This is a genomic window from Isoptericola sp. MSGPD8_1_ISO-PGPR-S23-394 (assembly GCF_058072785.1).
This window is the reverse complement of sequence record NZ_CM176517.1, coordinates 1,529,045-1,547,147: the sequence shown is the minus strand read 5'-3', so window position 1 is coordinate 1,547,147 and position 18,103 is coordinate 1,529,045. Positions and strand designations below refer to the sequence as shown.

At 72.0% G+C, this 18,103-nt stretch carries 18 protein-coding genes and 2 tRNA genes; 6 read left to right on the top strand and 14 right to left on the bottom strand.

Annotated elements, in window-relative coordinates; all coding sequences use genetic code 11:
- Positions 1 to 7: 7 nt before the first annotated feature.
- Both AC3RJ8_RS06860 and def read right to left on the bottom strand, forming a co-directional pair.
- Positions 8 to 508: a DUF3145 domain-containing protein gene (locus AC3RJ8_RS06860; protein ID WP_489715161.1), complete on the bottom strand. Its 501-nt coding sequence runs from the start codon at positions 506 to 508 to the stop codon at positions 8 to 10.
- Positions 509 to 669: 161 nt separating this feature from the next.
- Positions 670 to 1,155 carry a peptide deformylase gene (gene def / locus AC3RJ8_RS06855; RefSeq protein ID WP_489715160.1) on the bottom strand — a complete coding sequence of 162 codons (486 nt, stop codon included), beginning with the start codon at positions 1,153 to 1,155 and terminating at the stop codon, positions 670 to 672.
- Between the two features lie 104 nt (positions 1,156 to 1,259).
- Between def and AC3RJ8_RS06850 the strand changes: the two genes are divergently transcribed.
- From AC3RJ8_RS06850 to AC3RJ8_RS06840, 3 genes are all read left to right on the top strand, one after another.
- Positions 1,260 to 1,333: transfer RNA gene (locus tag AC3RJ8_RS06850), tRNA-Ile, on the top strand.
- Positions 1,334 to 1,383: 50 nt separating this feature from the next.
- Positions 1,384 to 1,779: a hypothetical protein gene (locus AC3RJ8_RS06845; RefSeq protein WP_489715159.1), complete on the top strand. Its 396-nt coding sequence runs from the start codon at positions 1,384 to 1,386 to the stop codon at positions 1,777 to 1,779.
- 5 nt (positions 1,780 to 1,784) lie between these two features.
- On the top strand, positions 1,785 to 3,173 hold the full coding sequence (locus AC3RJ8_RS06840; RefSeq protein WP_489715158.1) for a hypothetical protein: 1,389 nt from the start codon (positions 1,785 to 1,787) through the stop codon (positions 3,171 to 3,173).
- Positions 3,174 to 3,200: 27 nt separating this feature from the next.
- On the opposite strand, the gene AC3RJ8_RS06835 is transcribed toward AC3RJ8_RS06840, so the two are convergent.
- Positions 3,201 to 3,374: a CsbD family protein gene (locus tag AC3RJ8_RS06835; RefSeq protein WP_489715157.1), complete on the bottom strand. Its 174-nt coding sequence runs from the start codon at positions 3,372 to 3,374 to the stop codon at positions 3,201 to 3,203.
- A gap of 74 nt (positions 3,375 to 3,448) precedes the next feature.
- Entirely contained in the window at positions 3,449 to 3,697 is a 249-nt protein-coding gene (locus tag AC3RJ8_RS06830; RefSeq protein WP_489715156.1) for a toxin-antitoxin system YwqK family antitoxin, read from the bottom strand.
- A 49-nt stretch (positions 3,698 to 3,746) separates the two neighbouring features.
- Between AC3RJ8_RS06830 and AC3RJ8_RS06825 the strand changes: the two genes are divergently transcribed.
- From AC3RJ8_RS06825 to AC3RJ8_RS06815, 3 genes are all read left to right on the top strand, one after another.
- Positions 3,747 to 4,256 (top strand): hypothetical protein, encoded by a 510-nt coding sequence (locus AC3RJ8_RS06825; protein WP_489715155.1) that lies wholly within the window; start codon positions 3,747 to 3,749, stop codon positions 4,254 to 4,256.
- Positions 4,257 to 4,319: 63 nt separating this feature from the next.
- Positions 4,320 to 4,392, top strand: a tRNA-Asn gene (locus tag AC3RJ8_RS06820).
- Positions 4,393 to 4,502: 110 nt separating this feature from the next.
- Positions 4,503 to 5,963, top strand: a complete 1,461-nt coding sequence (locus tag AC3RJ8_RS06815; RefSeq protein ID WP_489715154.1) for an MDR family MFS transporter — start codon at positions 4,503 to 4,505, stop codon at positions 5,961 to 5,963.
- 9 nt (positions 5,964 to 5,972) lie between these two features.
- On the opposite strand, the gene AC3RJ8_RS06810 is transcribed toward AC3RJ8_RS06815, so the two are convergent.
- From AC3RJ8_RS06810 to AC3RJ8_RS06765, 10 genes are all read right to left on the bottom strand, one after another.
- Positions 5,973 to 6,539 (bottom strand): Dps family protein, encoded by a 567-nt coding sequence (locus tag AC3RJ8_RS06810; RefSeq protein WP_489715153.1) that lies wholly within the window; start codon positions 6,537 to 6,539, stop codon positions 5,973 to 5,975.
- 76 nt (positions 6,540 to 6,615) lie between these two features.
- Positions 6,616 to 8,574 (bottom strand): DNA primase, encoded by a 1,959-nt coding sequence (dnaG, locus tag AC3RJ8_RS06805; protein WP_489715152.1) that lies wholly within the window; start codon positions 8,572 to 8,574, stop codon positions 6,616 to 6,618.
- A gap of 119 nt (positions 8,575 to 8,693) precedes the next feature.
- Positions 8,694 to 10,025 carry a deoxyguanosinetriphosphate triphosphohydrolase gene (locus AC3RJ8_RS06800; protein ID WP_489715151.1) on the bottom strand — a complete coding sequence of 444 codons (1,332 nt, stop codon included), beginning with the start codon at positions 10,023 to 10,025 and terminating at the stop codon, positions 8,694 to 8,696.
- A 41-nt stretch (positions 10,026 to 10,066) separates the two neighbouring features.
- Positions 10,067 to 10,816: a metallophosphoesterase family protein gene (locus tag AC3RJ8_RS06795; RefSeq protein ID WP_489715150.1), complete on the bottom strand. Its 750-nt coding sequence runs from the start codon at positions 10,814 to 10,816 to the stop codon at positions 10,067 to 10,069.
- 28 nt (positions 10,817 to 10,844) lie between these two features.
- A complete protein-coding gene (locus AC3RJ8_RS06790; protein ID WP_489715149.1) occupies positions 10,845 to 11,357 on the bottom strand; it encodes a mycothiol transferase in 513 nt (170 codons plus the stop codon).
- A gap of 108 nt (positions 11,358 to 11,465) precedes the next feature.
- Positions 11,466 to 13,346, bottom strand: a complete 1,881-nt coding sequence (locus AC3RJ8_RS06785) for a glycoside hydrolase family 13 protein (protein ID WP_489715148.1) — start codon at positions 13,344 to 13,346, stop codon at positions 11,466 to 11,468.
- Positions 13,347 to 13,389: 43 nt separating this feature from the next.
- Entirely contained in the window at positions 13,390 to 13,953 is a 564-nt protein-coding gene (locus AC3RJ8_RS06780) for a hypothetical protein (RefSeq protein ID WP_489715147.1), read from the bottom strand.
- Positions 13,954 to 14,007: 54 nt separating this feature from the next.
- On the bottom strand, positions 14,008 to 14,913 hold the full coding sequence (locus AC3RJ8_RS06775; RefSeq protein WP_489715597.1) for a sugar ABC transporter permease: 906 nt from the start codon (positions 14,911 to 14,913) through the stop codon (positions 14,008 to 14,010).
- 13 nt (positions 14,914 to 14,926) lie between these two features.
- Complete coding sequence (locus AC3RJ8_RS06770; protein ID WP_489715146.1) at positions 14,927 to 16,582, bottom strand: ABC transporter permease subunit; 1,656 nt, start codon at positions 16,580 to 16,582, stop codon at positions 14,927 to 14,929.
- 67 nt (positions 16,583 to 16,649) lie between these two features.
- Entirely contained in the window at positions 16,650 to 17,909 is a 1,260-nt protein-coding gene (locus tag AC3RJ8_RS06765; protein WP_489715145.1) for a sugar ABC transporter substrate-binding protein, read from the bottom strand.
- Positions 17,910 to 18,103: the final 194 nt, after the last annotated feature.

Below are 18,103 nucleotides of genomic sequence, written 5' to 3'. Positions count from 1 at the left end.
GTCGACGTCAGCCGACGCGGTGCAGCCAGCGCACCGGCGCGCCGGCGCCGGCGTACCGGAAGGGCTCGAGCTCGTCGTCCCAGGCGCTGCCGAGCACGAGGTCCATGGCGGCACGCAGCGCGTGCGGCTCGTGGTGGCTCTCCAGCGCGCTGCGCACCCGGTCCTCGGGCACGACGACGTTGCCGTGCACGTCCGTCATCGCGTGGAAGAGACCGAGCTCGGGGGTGTGCGACCACCGGGCGCCGTCGGCACCGTGGCTCGCGTCCTCGGTGACCTCGTAGCGCAGGTGGTCCCACCCGCGCAGGGCGGACGCCAGTCGAGCACCCGTGCCCTGGGTGCCCTGCCACGGGTACTCCGCCCGATAGAGCCCCCGTGCGGCAGGCTGGGGTGCCCAGTCGAGCGACACGTCTCCGCCCAGCACATTGCCTGCCGCCCACTCGAGGTGGGGGCAGAGCGCGCGCGGTGCCGAGTGCACGAACAGCACACCGCGGGTGATTGCGCCAGCCATCTTGTCCTCCCTGGGTTTCCGAGGTCCGTCTTCCCCTACGTCCTCAGTACCCGTGAAGTTCCTGGTCAGCGCGTCAATACGGCGTGTCGTGTTGCGTTGTCGTTCACATCCTGCCTGACCCCCGGCGCGTCCGCGAGAGGGATTCCGACATTTGAGGCACCTCAGAGGCGCTCGCGCAGCTCCCGCATCGCCTTCTTGCGGGTGCCTCGCTCCAACCGGTCGAGGTAGAGCTTGCCGTCGAGGTGGTCGCACTCGTGCTGCAGGCAGCGGGCCATGAGATCCGTCCCCTCGACGACGACCGGCCGGCCGTCGAGGTCGGTCCCCTCGACCCGGGCGTACCAGGCGCGGGTCGTCGGGTAGTAAAGCCCGGGCACGGACAGGCAGCCCTCGTCGCCGTCCTGGATCTCCTCCGAGACGTCCACGAGGCGCGGGTTCAGCACGTAGCCGATCTCGTCGTCGACGTTCCACGAGAACGCCCGCAGGTTCACCCCGATCTGGTTGGCCGCCAGGCCGGCCCGCCCCTCCGCGTCGACGGTCTCGAGCAGGTCGTCGACGAGCCCGCGGACCCGGTCGTCGATCGTCGTGATCTCGTCGCACGCCGTGCGCAGCACGGGGTCGGGCACCACCCGGATCTCTCGCATCGCCATGGCGGACATTCTTCCACGCCGACGTCGTGACCTGGGGCATCCAGGCCCTCGACGGCGACACGTCACAGCGGCGGGTTCGTGCCGTTCCGGTAGGCTCGCGCCGCGCCCCGTTAGCTCAGCTGGTCAGAGCAGTCGACTCATAATCGATCGGTCGCCGGTTCAAGTCCGGCACGGGGCACCGACCTCTCCCCTGGTATCAGGAGGGCGCCACGGATGCTCCCTCCCACTATGGACACCGCACGCTCCGTGCTCGTCCTCGACGACACGACCGACCTCGCCGAGGTCCTGGAGCACGCCACCTGGCTGCACCGAGGTCGCGTCGACGAGGTCCGGGTCCATGTCTCCGGGCTGACCCTCGACGAGGCGGCCGAGGCAGCACACCGCATCCGGCGCAGCACCAACGACTGCGGGTGCCGGTGGGGCGAGAGCCTCCTCGCACTGACTGCCGTCGCCCTCTGGCTGGTGCCGATCGCCGTGGACATCACCCGGCCCGGAGTGCTCGGGTCGACCGCGCTCCTGATGATCGCCGCCGTCGGCGGCAAGCTGGCCGGCCTCGCCGCGAGCCGGGCCCGACTGCGCGGCGAGCTGCGCAGTCGGGCCCGGCTCGCTGACCGGTCGAGGTGAGTCCGATGGCAGAGATCTGCCGTGACATCGACGAATGGATCGAGGAAGAGGTCTCCCGTCCCCTCGAGGAGTGGGAGGAGCAGCAGGAGCAACGGTGCCGCGAGGAGGAGTGCAACTGGTGGACCCTCTGCCTGAACAAGCTCTTCTGCTGGCTGGTGACGGTGCTGGTCAAGGTCGTGCGCTGGGTCATGGTCACCGTGGGGCGCTGGGTGACCCGCACCGTGTGCACGGTGATCTCCATCGCCGTCGACCTGGTCGTCGCGCTCGCGACCGGTCTATGGGACGTCGTCGTGGGCGTCTTCACCTGGAACTGGGCGCGCGTCTGGGACGGTCTGGTCACGATCGTCGGCGGCGCGATCGTCGCGGTGCTCGGGCTGGTGCGCGTCGTCCTGCTGCTGGACACCGTCGACTTCGTGCGCGAGGAGATCCAGGAGTCACGGCTGCGGGACCACGTGCGCGAGCTGCTCGCCCGCCGCTTCGCGAGGGACCCCGAGGCCCTGGCGGCAGCACGTCGCGCGACGGGCGTCGACCATGGCGCCTTCGGGCTGCGCCTGCAGGGCCGCGCCACACGGACGTTCGTCCGTTCCGACCGCACAGGGCCCGACGGCGGTGTCCCCGACCTGGTGCGCTGGCACGAGGACCCGGAGCTCGACATCGACGTCCGCGTGCTGGCCGGCTACGACAGCGAGGACTTCTGGCGGCGCGGTCGTCCGGAGGTCGTGGGTGCCGACGAGGCCCAGGTCGACGCGTATCTGCGGGACAGGGGCGGCCGCAGCTTCCGGATCTTCCCGATGAGCGAGAGCACCCTGCGGCACAAGACGTCGGTCTGTGCCGAGCGGTCGCGCGAGCTGGGGCTGATCTACCGGTTCACGCTGGACGAGCGTGAGGTCACCGACCCGGCCTACGTCGTCCTCACCGCCAGCCAGGACGACTACGACATCGACGTGCTGCGCCGCGTCAACGAGCGCGTCGACCCGGCAGGTGCGCGCCAGGACCTGCCGACGCCGCACGCCGGGACGGTCTTCGCCTACGCGGGCACGCTCATCGGGCTCAGCGCCCACCTCGACGACGCGACCGGGGTCGACGGCACCCCGTTCCCCGGGAGCTTCACGTCGGGGGTGTCGGTCCTGGACCGCGTCCCCGACCTCATCTTCGAGTACGTCCTGGCCCACGAGCTCGGCCACTACTTCGGCCTGACCCACGTCGACGGCTACCACCGGATCATGTACACCGCCAACGCCGCGGCCGGAACCAAGGCGATCACGTGGTGGACCCTGCCCTCGTTGCTCCTCTTCGAGCAGCAGCCCAAGTTCGTGCTGGAGGAGGCCAAGGCGGTCTGGGACTACATCGTCGCGGGCTTCCCGACGGAGGCGCTCACGACGCGTGCTCACTGACACGCGTCGCGAGCGCTCCGGGCGTCGCTACTTCTTGAAGGCGTCCTTGACGTCGTCGCCGGCCTGCTTGAGGTTGGCCCTCGACTGGTCGGCCTCGCCCTCGGCCTCGAGCTTCTCGTCGTCCGACGCCTTCCCGGCGCCTTCCTTGAGCTTGCCCGCGGCCTCTTCGGCAGCGTGCTTGGCCTTGTCGCCGATACCCATGAACGACCTCCTCTGTCCGGGGACTTTCGACGATACGAGCGTGCGACTCTCGACGCACCCCGGCCAGGACGTCCTCAAGAGCCCATCGTGGTGACCTTGTACACCTCGCCGCCGCGGTCGTAGGTGGTCCACTCCCCCACCCTGCGGCCGTGGTCGAAGTGACCGGAGCGCATCCGCGTCCCGTCCACGCGGAACCACTCCCAGTAGCCGTGCAGCTCGCCGTCGAGGAGGTGCCCGGTCCCCCGGACGCTTCCGTCACGATGACGCTCGGTGTGCTCGACAAGACCCGGCGCGTCCGGGTCTCCCGCATGATGAGTTGCCACGGCTCCATCGTGCCGCAGGAGCAGCCCGCACGACCGCTACCGTGGGCGCATGTTCTCGCGCCGCCGTCAGCTCACGCCCGCCGCCCGTCGCGCCGTGCCCGTCCGCCGCGACGAACGGCACCTGGCGGCAGCCGAGCTGGCCGACGGTGGCCACGCCGTGGCGACGACGGCGGGTCTCGCCGTCGTCGCCGACGACGCGAAGGTGACGCTGCGCCGCCCGTGGTGCGACGTGGACCGCGCCGCCTTCGACCCGGAACGGTCGGTCCTCACGGTCGAGTGGGTCGATGCCGCACCCGATCTCCGCCTGCGCCTGGTGGAGCCGCGCGGGACGAACCTGCCGGCCGTGCTGCACGAGCGCGTCCTGTGGTCCGTCGTCCTGGCCGAGACCGTGGACGTCCCGGGCGGCAGCGTCCGCATCGCCGTCCGCCGCGCCCCCGACGGTTCCCTGTTCTCGCAGGCGGTCGCCGGCGGGGCCGTCGACCTCGCCGACCCCGCGGTGGCGAGCGTGGTGAACGCCACCGAGTCGAGGCTCCGTGGCGCGTGCGGACTACCCCTGTGAACCTGGTATTGTTTTTCCCGGTTCGCCGATCGGCAGGAACACTCGCCGAGGACGGATCACCGATCCCGCGTAGCTCAGCTGGCAGAGCATCCGACTGTTAATCGGACGGTCACTGGTTCAAGTCCAGTCGCGGGAGCACGACAGGAAGCCCTGACGCCCCGAGCGGGCCTCAGGGCTTCCGTGCGTCACGGACCGGATCCGGCCCCGGCGGAATACCGGACGTCGGTCCGTGACTTGTTCCTGGACGTGGGCTCCAGAACTTCCGTCGGACTGCGCTCCGAACGCGGACCGATCCTCCTCGCGCTCATGCTGTCGACGGCGCTGGTCGCCCTGGACGCCACGATCATCGCGACGGCGTCGGCCACGATCGCGCGGGAGCTCGGCGGCTTCGAACAGCTCCCCTGGCTCTTCTCCACCTATCTCCTCGCCCAGGCGGTCGGCACACCGTTGTCCGGGCGGCTGACGGACGTGCTCGGCCGCAAACGCATGATGCTGGGCGGTGTCGCGCTCTTCTTCCTCGGTTCCGTGCTCTGCGGGGCGGCGTGGTCGATGGGGGCCCTCATCGCGGGCCGGGTCCTGCAGGGCCTCGGCGCGGGCGCCGTCATGCCGGCGTCGCTGACCATCGCGTCGGACATCTACACGCTCGAGGAGCGCGCCAGGACGCAGGGCTACCTCGCCTCGGTGTGGGCGATCTCGTCGGTCGTCGGCCCCACGCTGGGCGGGGTGTTCTCCGAGTTCGTCAGCTGGCGCTGGATCTTCTTCGTCAACATCCCGCTGTGCGCATTCGCCGCCTGGATGCTCGTGCGCCACTACCAGGAGACCCCGCGCGACGGCGCGCGCGAACCGATCGACTACGCCGGCGCGGCCCTGCTGACCGGCGCCAGCACGTTGCTGCTCCTGGGGCTGCTCGAGGGGGGCAGCACCTGGCCCTGGGACTCGACCGCGTCCGTGGGGATCTTCGTCGCCGCTGCGGCCCTGTTCGCCGGCTTCGTGCTCCGTGTCCGCCGCACGCGGCACCCGATCCTGGACCTGACCGTCCTGCGCCGGCGCGTCGTCGCCGTCCCCGCGGCCGTCTCCTTGATGGTCGGTGTCATCGTGCTGGCGCTGTCGACCTACATCCCGATCTACGCGCAGGGGGTGCTCGGCGTCGGGCCGCTGGTGGCCGGTTTCACGCTGGCGGCGATGATGGTCGGGTGGCCGTTGTCGGCGACCAACGCCGGGCACTTCTACCTGCGGCTCGGGTTCCGGCTGACCGCGACGATAGGGTCCGCGCTGGTGCTCACCGGCCTCACGCTCGCCCTGCTCCTCGGGGCCTCGTCCGCGATCGTCGCCGTCGCCGGGGTGTGCTTCCTCGTCGGTGCGGGCATGGGCCTGACGGCCGTACCCACGCTGATCGCCGCCCAGTCGTCGGCGTCCTTCTCGGAGCGTGGCGCCGTGACCGGCACCAACATGTTCGCGCGGTCGCTCGGCTCGGCCGTCGGCGTCGCCGTCTGCGGCGCGATCGTCAACTCGCGCACCACCGTGGGGGCCGACGGCGTCCCGGAAGGCCCCGGGCTGATGTCCGCGATGCACGTCGTGTTCATCGTCCTGGCGGCCTGCGCCGCGGTGCTGGTGCTCCTGGCGACGCTCATGCCGGCCGACCGACGTCAGACGCGTGAACGCCGCGCGGCGGGGCGGTCCGAGGCCGCCCCGCCGCGTGCGGCGTAGTGACGGGCGTCAGGCGCCGTCCTGGGCGGCGCGCGCCGCCCCCAGCTCGGTGGTCTCTCCGGCCGTGGACAGCTTGCCGTTGGCCGACTCGAGGTGCGCCCGCACGAACCAGTGGAACTGCTCGAGCTCGCCCAGGTGGCCGATCAGCATGTCGTTCGTGACGTCGTCGAGCTCCTCGGTCGCCTTCGCAGCCTCCCGGTGCGCGGTGATGACACCCTGGTACACCTCGTCGAGCGCCCCGAGGTGCTCGATCGCCGTGGCCCGCCCGAGGTGGTAGTCCTCCCAGGTGCGGGACGCGACGAGCGCACCCGGCGTGCCGAGCGGTTCCGCCCCGAGCGTCGCGATCCGTTCCGCGGTGGCGTCCGTCATGAGACGCACCGCGTCGACCTGCGGGTCGAGCATCTCGTGCACCGCGATGAAGTGCGGTCCCACGACGTTCCAGTGGACGTGCTTGAGGGTCAGGTGGAGGTCGGTCAGCGAGTTCAGCCGGTCCTGGAGGATCTCGGCGACCTTCGCGCCGTCCTCGGGCGTCAGCGACGGCACGGTGTAGGTGGGCACGTGCTTGGCAGCAGACATCGGGGCCTCCTTCTGTCGGGCGTGTCGGGTGCGCCCATCGTGCCCAGGAGTCCGGGTCCCCGCGACCGCACAGGACCTACGCGCTGTCGCGCAGCTCGCGACGCTCCTTCTCGATGGCCACGAGCCGCTCGAACGCCTCGTAGTAGGCGTCGCCGTCCCGCGCCGGGTCCAGGCGCTGCACGCGACTCTTGGCGTCCGCGATCCGCCGGGTGAGACCCAGGTCGATCACCTTGCGCACCACGTCGGCCACGTACGCGGCGATGACGTCCTCGCGGTCCTCCGGCACCGGCGCGACGGCCAGCTCGGTCACCAACGGACCGACGGCCTCGCCCGCCTCGTCGACCACGGTCTCCACCCAGCGGCTCCCGGCGACGTCGCGGCCGGCAGCCACTCCCCCGGCAGCCCGGATCGCGGCGTGCACCGCCCGCCACGCCGGGGTCGCGAACGCCTCCTCGCCGAGCGTGTCGAAGTGCTGGGGCACGTGCTGCGGGTACTGCAGCGCGACGACGAGTGCCAGCCGTTCGATGCGCGCCACCGGGTCGCGAGGGTCCGGCGCGGTCACCACCGGAGCGACCGGCCCGCTCTCCGTGCCCGACGGCGGCGCGTCCTGCCGCGGGCCCCGCACCTCGCGGTCGTCCCGCCGTCGGGCCCGGTCCGGACGCGTCGAGGCACGACCCACCTCCCGGCGCACCTCCTCCGGGTCGAGACCGATCCAGCGCGCGAGCGAGCGGCTGTAGCCGAGCTGCATCGACCGGTCGCGGATGCCGGCCACGAGGGGTGCCGCCGAGCGCAGCGCTCCCACGCGACCCTCGACGGTATCGAGGTCGAACCCGTCCAGGGTGGTGCGGATGACGAACTCGAACAGCGGCACCCGCCCGTCCACCAGCGAGCGGACCGCGTCGGGACCGCGCGCCATGCGCAGGTCGCACGGATCCATGCCGCTCGGCTCGACCGCCACGAACGTCTGGGCGTGGAAGCGCTGGTCCTCGCCGAACGCACGCATCGCCGCCTTCTGTCCCGCGGCGTCTCCGTCGAACGTGAAGACGATCTCTCCGCCGAGCGATGCGCCCGAGGCGAGCTGCAGGCCGCCCCCGGCGGTGGTGTCCCCCATGAGACGCCGCACCACCTTGGCGTGGTCGCCGCCGAACGCGGTGCCGCAGGTCGCCACCGCGACCTCCACGCCGGACAGGTGCGCGGCCATCACGTCGGTGTACCCCTCGACGATCACCACACGCTTCGACTGGGCGATCGCCCGCTTGGCGAGGTCGATGCCGTAGAGCACCTGCGCCTTCTTGTACAGGCTGGTCTCGGGGGTGTTGAGGTACTTGGGTCCCTGGTCCTCGTCGAACAGCTTGCGCGCCCCGAACCCGATGACCGCACCCGTCACGTCACGGATCGGCCAGACGAGACGGCCGCGGAACCGGTCGTAGATCCCGCGCTGGCCCTGGCTCACCAGACCCGACGCGACGAGCTCCGGCTGGGTGAACCCCCGCCCCTGCAGGTGCCGCATGAGGGAGTCCCAGCCCGTGGGGGCGAACCCGAGACCGAACGTCTCGGCGTCGGCCCTGCCGAAGCTCCGCTCGGCGAGGAACGCCCGGGCGGCCTGCGCCCCGGGGGCGAAGAGCTGCTCGGCGTAGAACTCCGCGGCGACCCGGTGGGCCTCGACGAGCCGCTGCCGGCGCCCCGGCTCCTCCCGCGGGCCACGCGATGCCGCGCCGCCGGTGCGCGAGTCCTCGTAGCGCAGCTGCACACCGACCCGGTCGGCGAGGTGCTCGACGGCGTCGGTGAAACCCATGCCGTCGATCTTCTGGACGAACGAGATGACGTCGCCGCCCTCACCGCAGCCGAAGCAGTGCCAGCGCCCGACGCCGGGCCGCACGTGGAAGGAGGGCGTGCGCTCGTCGTGGAACGGGCAGAGTCCTTTCATCGAACCCACGCCGGCGGGCTTGAGGGTGACGTGCGCCGAGACGATCTCCTCGATGCGCGCGCGCTCGCGTACCGCCTCCACGTCCTCCCGCTTGATCAGCCCAGCCACGCAGGGAGTCTATGCCCGCAGGACGCCCCGGCCCGCGCGAGCGCCCCGCGATCGCTGTGGGTATGAAATCTCCCGCGTGAAGCGAGGCGAAGCGGGAGACTTCATACCCACAACGGGGGTCAGGGCCTGCGGACCAGGCGCGCGTGGAGCTGCATCGCCGAGACGTCCGTGAGCGAGGCCACCTGGTCGACGACGACGCGCAGCCGGGCCCCGTCGTCGGCCGCCTCGGACCAGTCGGCGGCGAAGGCCGGCTCCAGGGCGACCGGCGCGCGGTCCGCGATCGCGGTCACCAGGTCCGCGACGATCTCGCGCTGCGCACCGTAGACGGGCTCGGACTCGCGCGGCGCCATGACGTAGGTGACGGCGACGCCCTTGAGGGCGAGGATCTCCTCGGCCGTCTCGTCCGGCACCACGAGCCGGGCGGAGTACCGCGTGAGCGGGCCGTCGCCGTAGACGTCGCGCGTCGCGCGCTGTGCCGCGCCGCTGAACCGCCCGATGAGCTGGCTCGTCGCGTCCTTGAGCGCGGCGAGCGACCGCCGCGACCCGTCGAAGTCGGTGACCAGGTAGCCGGTGTCACGCAGCCGGCACAGCGCGGCGTCGAGCGCGGCGGGGTCGTGCCAGTCGCCGTACCAGGACCGCACGTGCTCGACGACGCGGGCGCGCTCGGACTCGTCGTCGAGCAGGCGCAGGTCCACCCGGCCGCCGACCACGGCGTCCTCGACGTCGTGCACCGAGTAGCTGATGTCGTCGGCCAGGTCCATCACCTGGGCCTCCATGCAGCGCACTCCCCCGCGCGGCGCGCCCTGGCGCAACCAGGCGAACACCGGGGCGTCGTCCGGGTACACGCCGAACTTGTGCGTGGACCGGCCGTCGGGACGAGGCGGCCCCTCGCCGAGGCGCCACGGGTACTTGACGCTCGCGTCCAGCGAGGCGCGCGTCAGGTTCAGTCCGCGGGGGGCGCCGTCGTCGGCGATGATCTTGGGCTCGAGGCGCGTCAGGAGCCGCAGCGTCTGGGCGTTGCCCTCGAACCCGCCGATGCCCGCGGCGATGTGCGCGAGCGCCCGCTCGCCGTTGTGCCCGAACGGCGGGTGACCGAGGTCGTGCGTCAGGCAGGCGGTGTCCACGAGGTCGGGGTCGCACCCGAGGGCGCGGCCCATCTCGCGACCGACCTGCGCCACCTCGAGGGAGTGCGTGAGGCGGGTCCGCACGAAGTCGTCGCTGCCGGGGGTGAGCACCTGCGTCTTGGCCCCGAGGCGCCGCAGCCCGGAGGAGTGGACGACGCGGGCGCGGTCGCGCTCGAACGGTGTGCGGTGCTTGGTCTTGGGCGGCTCCGCGGCCCAGCGCTCGGTGTCGGCGTCGGTGTACGACGCCGTGCCCTCCTCGCCCGGGGCGGGGCGCGGCCCGGTCCCGACGACGGTCGGGTCGAACGCGTCCTGCGAGAACGTCTGCACGGGGAGCAGCCTACCGAGCGGGACCGACGCGCCCACGACACCTATGTGGTGGGCTGCAGCGCACGGTAGACGGCGGTCCGCAGCTCCTGCTCCCACGCGGCGTACTGCGGCATGCCCACCTCGCGGGCGACGGCGAGCTCGGCCTCGACGTCGTAGGGCAGGCGGACGATCTGCAGGCCGAACGGGCCGGGCTCGACGGCGTCGGGCACGCCGTCGAGGATCGCGTAGCTGGCGCTCGGCTCGTCGAGGGCGTTGCCGACGCTGCCCGTGTTGAACAGCGTCCGGCCGCGGCGCGTCCGCTGGTAGGCGGCGTGGACGTCGCCGTAGCCGACCACCGTGGGACCGGGGCCCGCGCCGGTGAGCTCCGTCGCGGCGAACATGCCGTCGAACTCCTCGCGCGTGTGCTCCACGTGCACGCGCACGTGGACGCTGGTCGCCGAGGCGTGGAACAGCCGGACACGCCGGCCGGAGAGCCGCAGGTCGTGGCTCCGCGGGCGGCGCTGGATCGCCGCCAGCCGCTCGGGGCCGGCCTCGTCGCGCCACCACACCATCTCCGGCGCGCCGTCGTCGCGGATCTGCGGCAGGAAGTCGTCCCAGTTGCCGCGGACGTTGACCTCGCACACCTGCGTGGTGCGGTCGACGACGGCCCGGCCCCGCGGTCCCTTGCCGACGTCGTCACCGAGGTTGACGATGCGCTGGATCCCGCGGGCCGCGATGTCCGCCAGGACGGCGTCGAGCGCCGTGAGGTTGCCGTGGACGTCGGAGATGATCGCGATCTGCTCGGTGGCCACGCCCCGATGCTCCCACAGCCCCGCGCGGCTACGCCCGGCCCGTGCGCTCCAGGACGCCGCGGAGGTAGGCGATCTGCGCGGCGTGCTCCAGGGAGTCCAGACCGACGCTCACCAGCCGGGCACCGCGCGTGACCGGCGGTTCCCAGGCGTCGTCGACGATCTCGTCCAGGGCGTCGTCGTCGAGGTGCGCGAGCACGTCGGCGGACTCGGCCGCCACGGCGTCGACGTAGCCGAGCAGCAGCTCGGTGGGCCCGCCGACCCGGGCGACGTCCTCCGGCGTGTGCCCGTAGCCCGTGTCGTCCGGGCCGAAGGGCAGGTCGAACCGGTCGGCCCAGCCGCGCGACCACACCTGGTCGCGCCCGACGGCGGCGGCCACCTGGACGTCCTGGTCCCGGCCGATGTGCCAGGTGAGCCAGGCGACGGTGTTCGCCTCCGGGTCGAGCCGCGCCGTCAGCGCGTCGTCCGGCAGGCCGTCGACCGCACGATGCACGGTCGGGCCGATCCGGGAGTACAGGTCCTGCAGCACCGTGACACCGTCCATCGCGACCTCCGTCCGGGGAAACGCTCGGGAGACCCACGATGCCCCATGCTCCCCGGCCTGTCAGGACGTGACGGGGGTGTGCTGCCACGAGAGTCTGACAGGTCGGGGTCAGCCGAGACGGTGGACGCCGACGCCGGGGCCGTCGCCCGGCACCACGATCCCGTCGGCCGTGACCCGCAGGCCGACGTCGCCGTACAACGGTTCCGGCGACGCGCCCGGCGCCAGCACGTGGCGCGGCAGCACCGCACCCTCCCACGGGCCGCGAGCCAGCACGACGAGCACCCGCTCGGTGGGCGACTCCCGCAGGAACGCCACGGCGTCGTCGGCCACGACCGCCCACCGGATGCCGCCGTCGCGCAGTGCGGACGAGCCGCGCCGCAGCGCGGACAGACGCCGGTAGACGGCGAACGTGGCGTCGTCCCAGCGCGGCCCGCCCCCACGGGCGCCCTGGTCCCAGGCCATCGTGGTCCGCGCGTGCTCACCGTTGTCGCCGGTGGCGCCCACCTCGTCGCCGGCGAAGACGACCGGTGTGCCGGGATAGGTGAACAGCAGCGTCGCGGCGACCTCGACCAGCGCCGCCGAACCGACGACGGTGCGCAGCCGCGGCGTGTCGTGCGAACCGAGCAGGTTCCACTGGCGTGCGGTCACGCTCCAGGGCACCGCCGCGTCGAACTCGCGCATCGCGGCCACCATCGCGTGGCCGGGGCGACGCACGGCTCCGACCGGCAGCCCGTGAGCGCCGGCCGGGGACCCGTCCACCGCCAGCCACGACCAGGCAGGACGGGTGAACCCGGTGTAGTTCATGTTGGCGTGCCAGCCGTCACCCTGCAGGTCCGCGGTGGCGTCGTGGAAGTGCTCCGCGACCAGCGCCCCGTCGGGGCGTTCGCGCACGACGGCGGCTCGCAGCTCGCGGGCGACGGCGTGCGCCCGGTCGGCGCTGCCCCACCGGCCGGTCATGTTCGCCACGTCGACCCGCCAGCCGTCCAGCCGGAACGGTTCGCGCAGGTACCGGGTGATCGGCGCGCCGTCGCCGGTCACCATGCGTCGCCAGGTCTCCGGCGCGGACCAGTCGAGCTTGGGCAGGGACCCGAACCCGAGCCAGGCGGCGTACCCCGTCCCGTCCGGCGTCGCGGCGACGTCCGGGCCGCCGGGCGGCGCCCACACGTACATCTCGTGCTCGGCAGAACCGGCGTCCGCGAGCGCCCGCGTGAACCACTCGTGTCCCTCACCGGTGTGGTTGGTGGTGATGTCGCCCATCAGCCGCATGCCCCGGTCATGGACCTCTCGTGCGAGCCGGGCGTAGGCCGCATCGCCACCGAGCAGGGGGTCCACCTGGTGGAACGTCGAGGCGTCGTAGCGGTGGTTGGACCGGCCGGGGAACACCGGGGTGAGGTAGACGGTGCCGACGCCGAGGGCGGCCAGGTGGTCGAGGTGCGCCACGATGCCGTCGAGGTCGCCGCCGTAGAGCTGGGTGCCGGCGAGCGCCCCGTCGCCGGCGGGCTCGTCGTCCCAGGCGGCGGGGACGGCCCAGTCCGGCACCGGACGCGACGCCGCCGCGGCCGAGCGGGCGAACCGGTCGGGGAAGATCTGGTAGACCGGCCCGTCGGCCAGCCAGGAGGGCGCGGGGGCGTGCGTGGTCAGGCGGAAGCTGCCGGCGTCGGAGACGTCGCGGTCGTGCACGCCGCGACCGTCGAGCCAGCGGTAGCCGCCCGGGGAGTCCAGGAGGAAGCGGTACGGCGTGACGGGGTTGTGGACCACGACGTCCGCGACGTAGACGTCCTCGTCCGCCGTGCCGCCGTCGTGCCGCGCAGGGGTGACCCGGGGCTCGCCGTCGCGCACGGACCGCAGCCAGACGCCGCGGACGCCGGACGCCTTCGGCACCCGGACACGGACGGGGACGGTGTCGCCGAGGGCGGGTGTGCCGCCGGCCACGTGCACGGACGACCCGTCGTGGTGCGGCAGGTCGAGCAGGTGCGGTACGGGGGTCATGCGATCCTCTCGGTCGGGGCCGCCCGCCGACCGAGGAGGGACCTCAGCGCCGACGGCGGCCGATCGCCCACCCGGCGGCGAGCGCGATCGCGATCCCGACGATCTGTCCGCCGAGGATCGCCTTGTTCAGGTCGAGCACGGGCTGCCAGCGGGCGCCCTCGGCGGAGACGACGTAGACGCCGAGCGGCTTGACCTGCAGACCGTAGCCACCGCCGCCGCCACCGCCCTCGCCGGACCCCTCTCCGTGGGTCTCGCCGCGGATCTCGCCCTGGGCGTCACCGGAGGCGTCACCGGCGTCCGAGCCGTCGCCGGGGTCCCCGGAGTCGGACGGCTGGGGGGTGCCACGCTGGAAGGAGCGGGACCATCCGGCGAGGTGGCCCGAGCCCTTGCCGGTGCCGGTCCCCTGGCCGGAACCGTGACCGGCGCCCGTGCCCGCGCCACCCCCGGAACCGGTGCCGATCCCGCCCCAGACCTTGGCGACGGGGACGATCAGGTGGCCCTGGTGCTCGTAGGGTTCACCGTACGCGCGGCGCACGGAGAACGAGTCGTCGGCGGCATCGGTCATCCGCCGCAGATCCGGGGTGAAGCTGCGCGTGTGATCGGTCATGAGCCCAGGCTAGAGGCAGGGTGTGACCACCGCCACAGCCGGCGCCGACGTTCCTCAGCCCTTCACCGACCCGGCGGTCAGCCCACCGACGATGTACTTCTGCAGGAACAGGAACAGGGCGAGGATCGGGACGGTCGAGATCACGGCCCCGGCCGCGAACAGACCCCAGTTCGCCTCGAGCAGGCTGGACACCCAGGAGTAGAGGCCGACGGCGAGGGTCCAGCTCGACTCGGACTGCAGCAGCACCCGGGCGATGACGAACTCGCCGAACGTGGCGATGATCGACAGCAGCGCGACCACCGCGAGGATCGGGGTGACCAGGCGCAGGATGATCGTCCAGTACGTCTGGGCGTGCGTGGCACCGTCGATCTTCGCCGCCTCGTCCAGCTCGCGCGGGATCGTGTTGAAGAACCCGTACATGAGGAACGTGTTCACGCCCAGCGCCCCGCCCAGGTAGACGCACACGAGAGCGACCTTCGAGTTGAGCCCGAGCGCCGGCACCACCTCGCCGAGGCTGATCAGCAGCAGGAAGATCGCCACGAAGGCGAGCATCTGCGGGAACATCTGCACGATGAGCAACGTCGTGAGCCCGGCGCGGCGCCCCTCGAAGCGGAAGCGGCTGAACGCGTACGCCGCGGCGGCGCCCATGAGCACCGTGCCGATCGCCGTCACGACGGCCACCTGGACCGAGTTGGCGAACCACGACCAGAACGCCGTTCCGCCCAGCGCGGCGTAGTTGGCACCGCTGATCGTGTCGAACAGCTGGTTGGAGCCGGTCAGGGTCCCGCCGGCGGACAGCGAGGCGGACAGCACGTAGACGATCGGGAAGACCGCGTACACGACGAACACGACGCCGACGAGATGGCGCCAGCCGGTGTCGGCGAACCAACGGCCGGGGGTCCGACGACGGTCGGCGGCGCTCGGCACGGGGCGACCGGCGGCACGACCTTCGGGGAGCATGGTGGCGGTCATGTCAGTTGATCTCCTCGAGCGAGCGGGTCCGCTTGAAGGCGATGGCCGAGATCGTCGCGATGATCACGAAGATGACGATGGACAGCGCGCTGGCGAGCCCGAAGTTCTTCGGTGCGCTGCCGTCGAGGCCCGCCACGGAGTACACCATCGTGATGAGGATGTCGGTGTGGCCCAGCGGCACGGAGGCGTCGTCGAACCTCGGACCTCCCCCGGTGAGCATGTAGATCAGCGCGAAGTTGTTGAAGTTGAACGCGAAGCTGGAGATGAGCAGCGGTGTCGTCGAGACCAGCAGCAGCGGCATCGTCACCGACCGCCACGTGCGCAGGCGGCCGGCACCGTCGATCTTCGCGGCCTCCATCACGTCGGACGGCAGGGACTGCAGCGCCCCGGTGCAGATGAGGAACATGTAGGGGAAGCCGAGCCACAGGTTGACCGCGATGATCGAGAACTTCGCCAGCCACGGGTCGGTGAGCCACGGGATCGCCGCGCCGCCGAGCAGTACCTGGTTGACGAACCCGAAGCTGCGGTTGAGCAGACCCGACCACAGCAGCGGCGCCACGAAGCCGGGGATGGCGTACGGCAGGATCAGCAGCGTGCGGTAGATCCGGCGTCCACGGATCGGGGCGTTGAACACCGTCGCCAGGAACATCCCGAGCAGGAACGTGGTGGCGACGGACAGGAAGGCGAAGACGAACGTCCAGACCACGACCTGGAAGAACGGGCCGGCGTACCGGGAGTCGCTGAACGCCGTCGTGAAGTTGTCGAACCCGACGAGCACGCGCCAGCCCACCTGCAGCGTGGAGCCGTCGGCGGCCTCGAACTGCCCCTCGTCGTTCGGCGTGTAGACGGCCCCGGTGGTGGTGTCCGTCATCGTGTCGGCCGCCTCGTCGTAGACGAGGGTCGGGGTGAAGACGTACCCGGTGCGGGCGTCCTGGGTGCGCACCGACCCGTCGTTCGGGTCGTCGGAGAGCGGGACCCGCAGGTCGGTGACCTCGTCCTGGCGCTCCAGGACCTCCTGGCGGGTCAGCACGTCCCAGCCGTCGACGGCGGCGACCTGCCCGTCGGTGACGGTGGCGTCCACCGGGGCGAGGGCGTCGTCGGCGTCACCCACGGCCGTCGTGCCGTCCGGCCGCACGACGGCGAAGCCGAGGTCGTCGCCGTCGGTCACGACCGTCAGGGGCAGGCTGGGCGAGCCCTCGACGCGGCGCTCGTTCTGCGCCAGCAGCGCGGTGACCGCGTCTTCCTTGGTCGAGTTGTGGCCGTCGCCGTAGTTCGTGAAGGCGACCCATCCGGTGTACGCGATCGTGAAGATCTGGAAGGTGAACAGGAAGATCAGACCGGGCAGCACGTACTTCAGCGGCACGGTGCGCCGGGAGAAGTACACCCAGTTCGCGACGGCGAGCATCGCCACCATCGCTCCCAGGATCACCCAGGACTCGGCGACCCACGCCGACCACACCACGTAGACGCCGAACGCGTCGACGACGGCCATCAGCGCGAGCTTGACGAGGAACCCTGCCCCGTACCGGCGTGCCGGGGACTCGTCGGGACGGGGCCGGCGAGGCGTGGGCGCTCCCGGAGGGTTCGTGGCGCCGGAGCCCGTCGCCGGGCGGCCGGCGGTGGCGCTCGTGGCGCCGGGTTGCTGCAGATCGGTCATCGAGGTGCCTTCCGAGGTCGCACGACGGGCCGTGGCAGGACGCCACGGCCCGTCGTGTGCTGGTACGTCAGGAGCCGAGGGCCCCTTCGATGTCCGAGATCATCTTGTTCCAGGCCTCGGCCGGCTCGGCCTTGCCCGAGATGATGCCGGCCTCGGTGACGCCCCAGAAGGCCCACACGGAACCCATCTCGGGGATGGAGGGCATCGGCACGGCGTCGGCGCCGACCTCGCGGAAGCCCGCGACGATCGGGTCGGACGACGCGGCGTCGGCGGCGGCGGTCAGGGCCGGCGGGCGCCCGCCCGCCTCGAAGAGCGCCGTCTGCGCCTCCTCGGTGGACAGGTAGTTGACGAGGAAGTCGTTCGCGAGCAGCGTGTTCTCGCTCTTCGCACTGACGTAGAAGCCCTGCACGCCGACGAACGGCTGCGCGGGCTGGTCACCAGCGGCCGGGACCGGGTCGATGGCGAGGTCCAGGTCGGCGAACTGCTCCAGCATCCACGGCCCGCCCACGATGAACGGCGACTGCCCCTTGGCGAACGCCTCGACCGCGATGTCGTAGGTGGTGTCGATGGTGAGGTTGCCGGCCTCGCCCTGCTCGGCGAGCCACTGGGCGTACGCCTCGCCGTTCTCGCCGCCCATCGCCAGCTCCGGGGTGTAGGAGCCGTCGGCGTTCTGCTCGAAGACCGGGGCGCCGAACGACGTCTGGAACGGGTAGTACGTGTACGGGTCGCCGTTCTCCCCGTCGGACTGGATGAGGAAGGGGAACTTGGTGTCGGCGTCCTCGCCGGCGGCGATCGCGTCGTCCCACGTGGCGGGCGCGGCATCGGTCAGCTCGGTGTTGCGGATCAGGGCGATGTTCTCGATCGCGTAGGGCAGGCCGTAGACCTGGCCGTCGGCGGTGAACGCCTGGACGGCGACTTCCTCGAACTCCGCGGCCTTGTCGCCGAGCTCGACGGGGGCGACCACGCCGTTGGTGCTCAGCTCGCCGAGCCAGTCGTGCGCGCCGACGGTGACGTCGGGGCCCTCGCCGGTGGGGACCTGGGCGACGAAGTCGGCGCGGATGTCCTCGAACGGCTTGAGCACCAGCTCGACCTCGGCGCCGGTCTCCGCCTCGAAGTCCGCCGCGGCGGACTCGACCGCGGCCTGGCGGGTCTCGTCGACCCAGACCGTCAGCGTGCCGCCGGCACCCGTCGCGTCGGCGGCCGCCGTCTCGTCGCCCGTGGCCGCGTCGCCGGCATCGGTCGCCTCGCCGGTGTCGTCGGTCCCGCCGCACGCCGTCAGGGCGAGCGTGGTGACCAGGGCGGAGGCAAGAAGGATGCTCCGTCGCATCGTGGTACTCCCAGCATGAGTCGGATGGCCCGGTGGCGTACGCGCCGGTGGGCCCTGCTGAGGGATGAACTTAAGAGGTATGGTCGCGTTTTGCAAGATCTTGCAATAACGTTTCTGCAACACGACGTCGCGCCGCGCGTCCGACCGGCGGGCGGCACAGGACGAGGAGGTCCGTTGTCCCCTACGATCAGCGG

Coding starts and splice junctions, on each gene's coding strand:
- AC3RJ8_RS06860 (WP_489715161.1), bottom strand. CDS start 508: ATGGCTGGCGCAATCACCCGCGGTGTGCTGTTCGTGCACTCGGCACCG.
- def (WP_489715160.1), bottom strand. CDS start 1,155: ATGGCGATGCGAGAGATCCGGGTGGTGCCCGACCCCGTGCTGCGCACG.
- AC3RJ8_RS06845 (WP_489715159.1), top strand. CDS start 1,384: ATGGACACCGCACGCTCCGTGCTCGTCCTCGACGACACGACCGACCTC.
- AC3RJ8_RS06840 (WP_489715158.1), top strand. CDS start 1,785: ATGGCAGAGATCTGCCGTGACATCGACGAATGGATCGAGGAAGAGGTC.
- AC3RJ8_RS06835 (WP_489715157.1), bottom strand. CDS start 3,374: ATGGGTATCGGCGACAAGGCCAAGCACGCTGCCGAAGAGGCCGCGGGC.
- AC3RJ8_RS06825 (WP_489715155.1), top strand. CDS start 3,747: ATGTTCTCGCGCCGCCGTCAGCTCACGCCCGCCGCCCGTCGCGCCGTG.
- AC3RJ8_RS06810 (WP_489715153.1), bottom strand. CDS start 6,539: ATGTCTGCTGCCAAGCACGTGCCCACCTACACCGTGCCGTCGCTGACG.
- AC3RJ8_RS06790 (WP_489715149.1), bottom strand. CDS start 11,357: ATGGACGGTGTCACGGTGCTGCAGGACCTGTACTCCCGGATCGGCCCG.
- AC3RJ8_RS06785 (WP_489715148.1), bottom strand. CDS start 13,346: ATGACCCCCGTACCGCACCTGCTCGACCTGCCGCACCACGACGGGTCG.
- AC3RJ8_RS06780 (WP_489715147.1), bottom strand. CDS start 13,953: ATGACCGATCACACGCGCAGCTTCACCCCGGATCTGCGGCGGATGACC.
- AC3RJ8_RS06775 (WP_489715597.1), bottom strand. CDS start 14,913: ATGCTCCCCGAAGGTCGTGCCGCCGGTCGCCCCGTGCCGAGCGCCGCC.
- AC3RJ8_RS06770 (WP_489715146.1), bottom strand. CDS start 16,582: ATGACCGATCTGCAGCAACCCGGCGCCACGAGCGCCACCGCCGGCCGC.
- AC3RJ8_RS06765 (WP_489715145.1), bottom strand. CDS start 17,909: ATGCGACGGAGCATCCTTCTTGCCTCCGCCCTGGTCACCACGCTCGCC.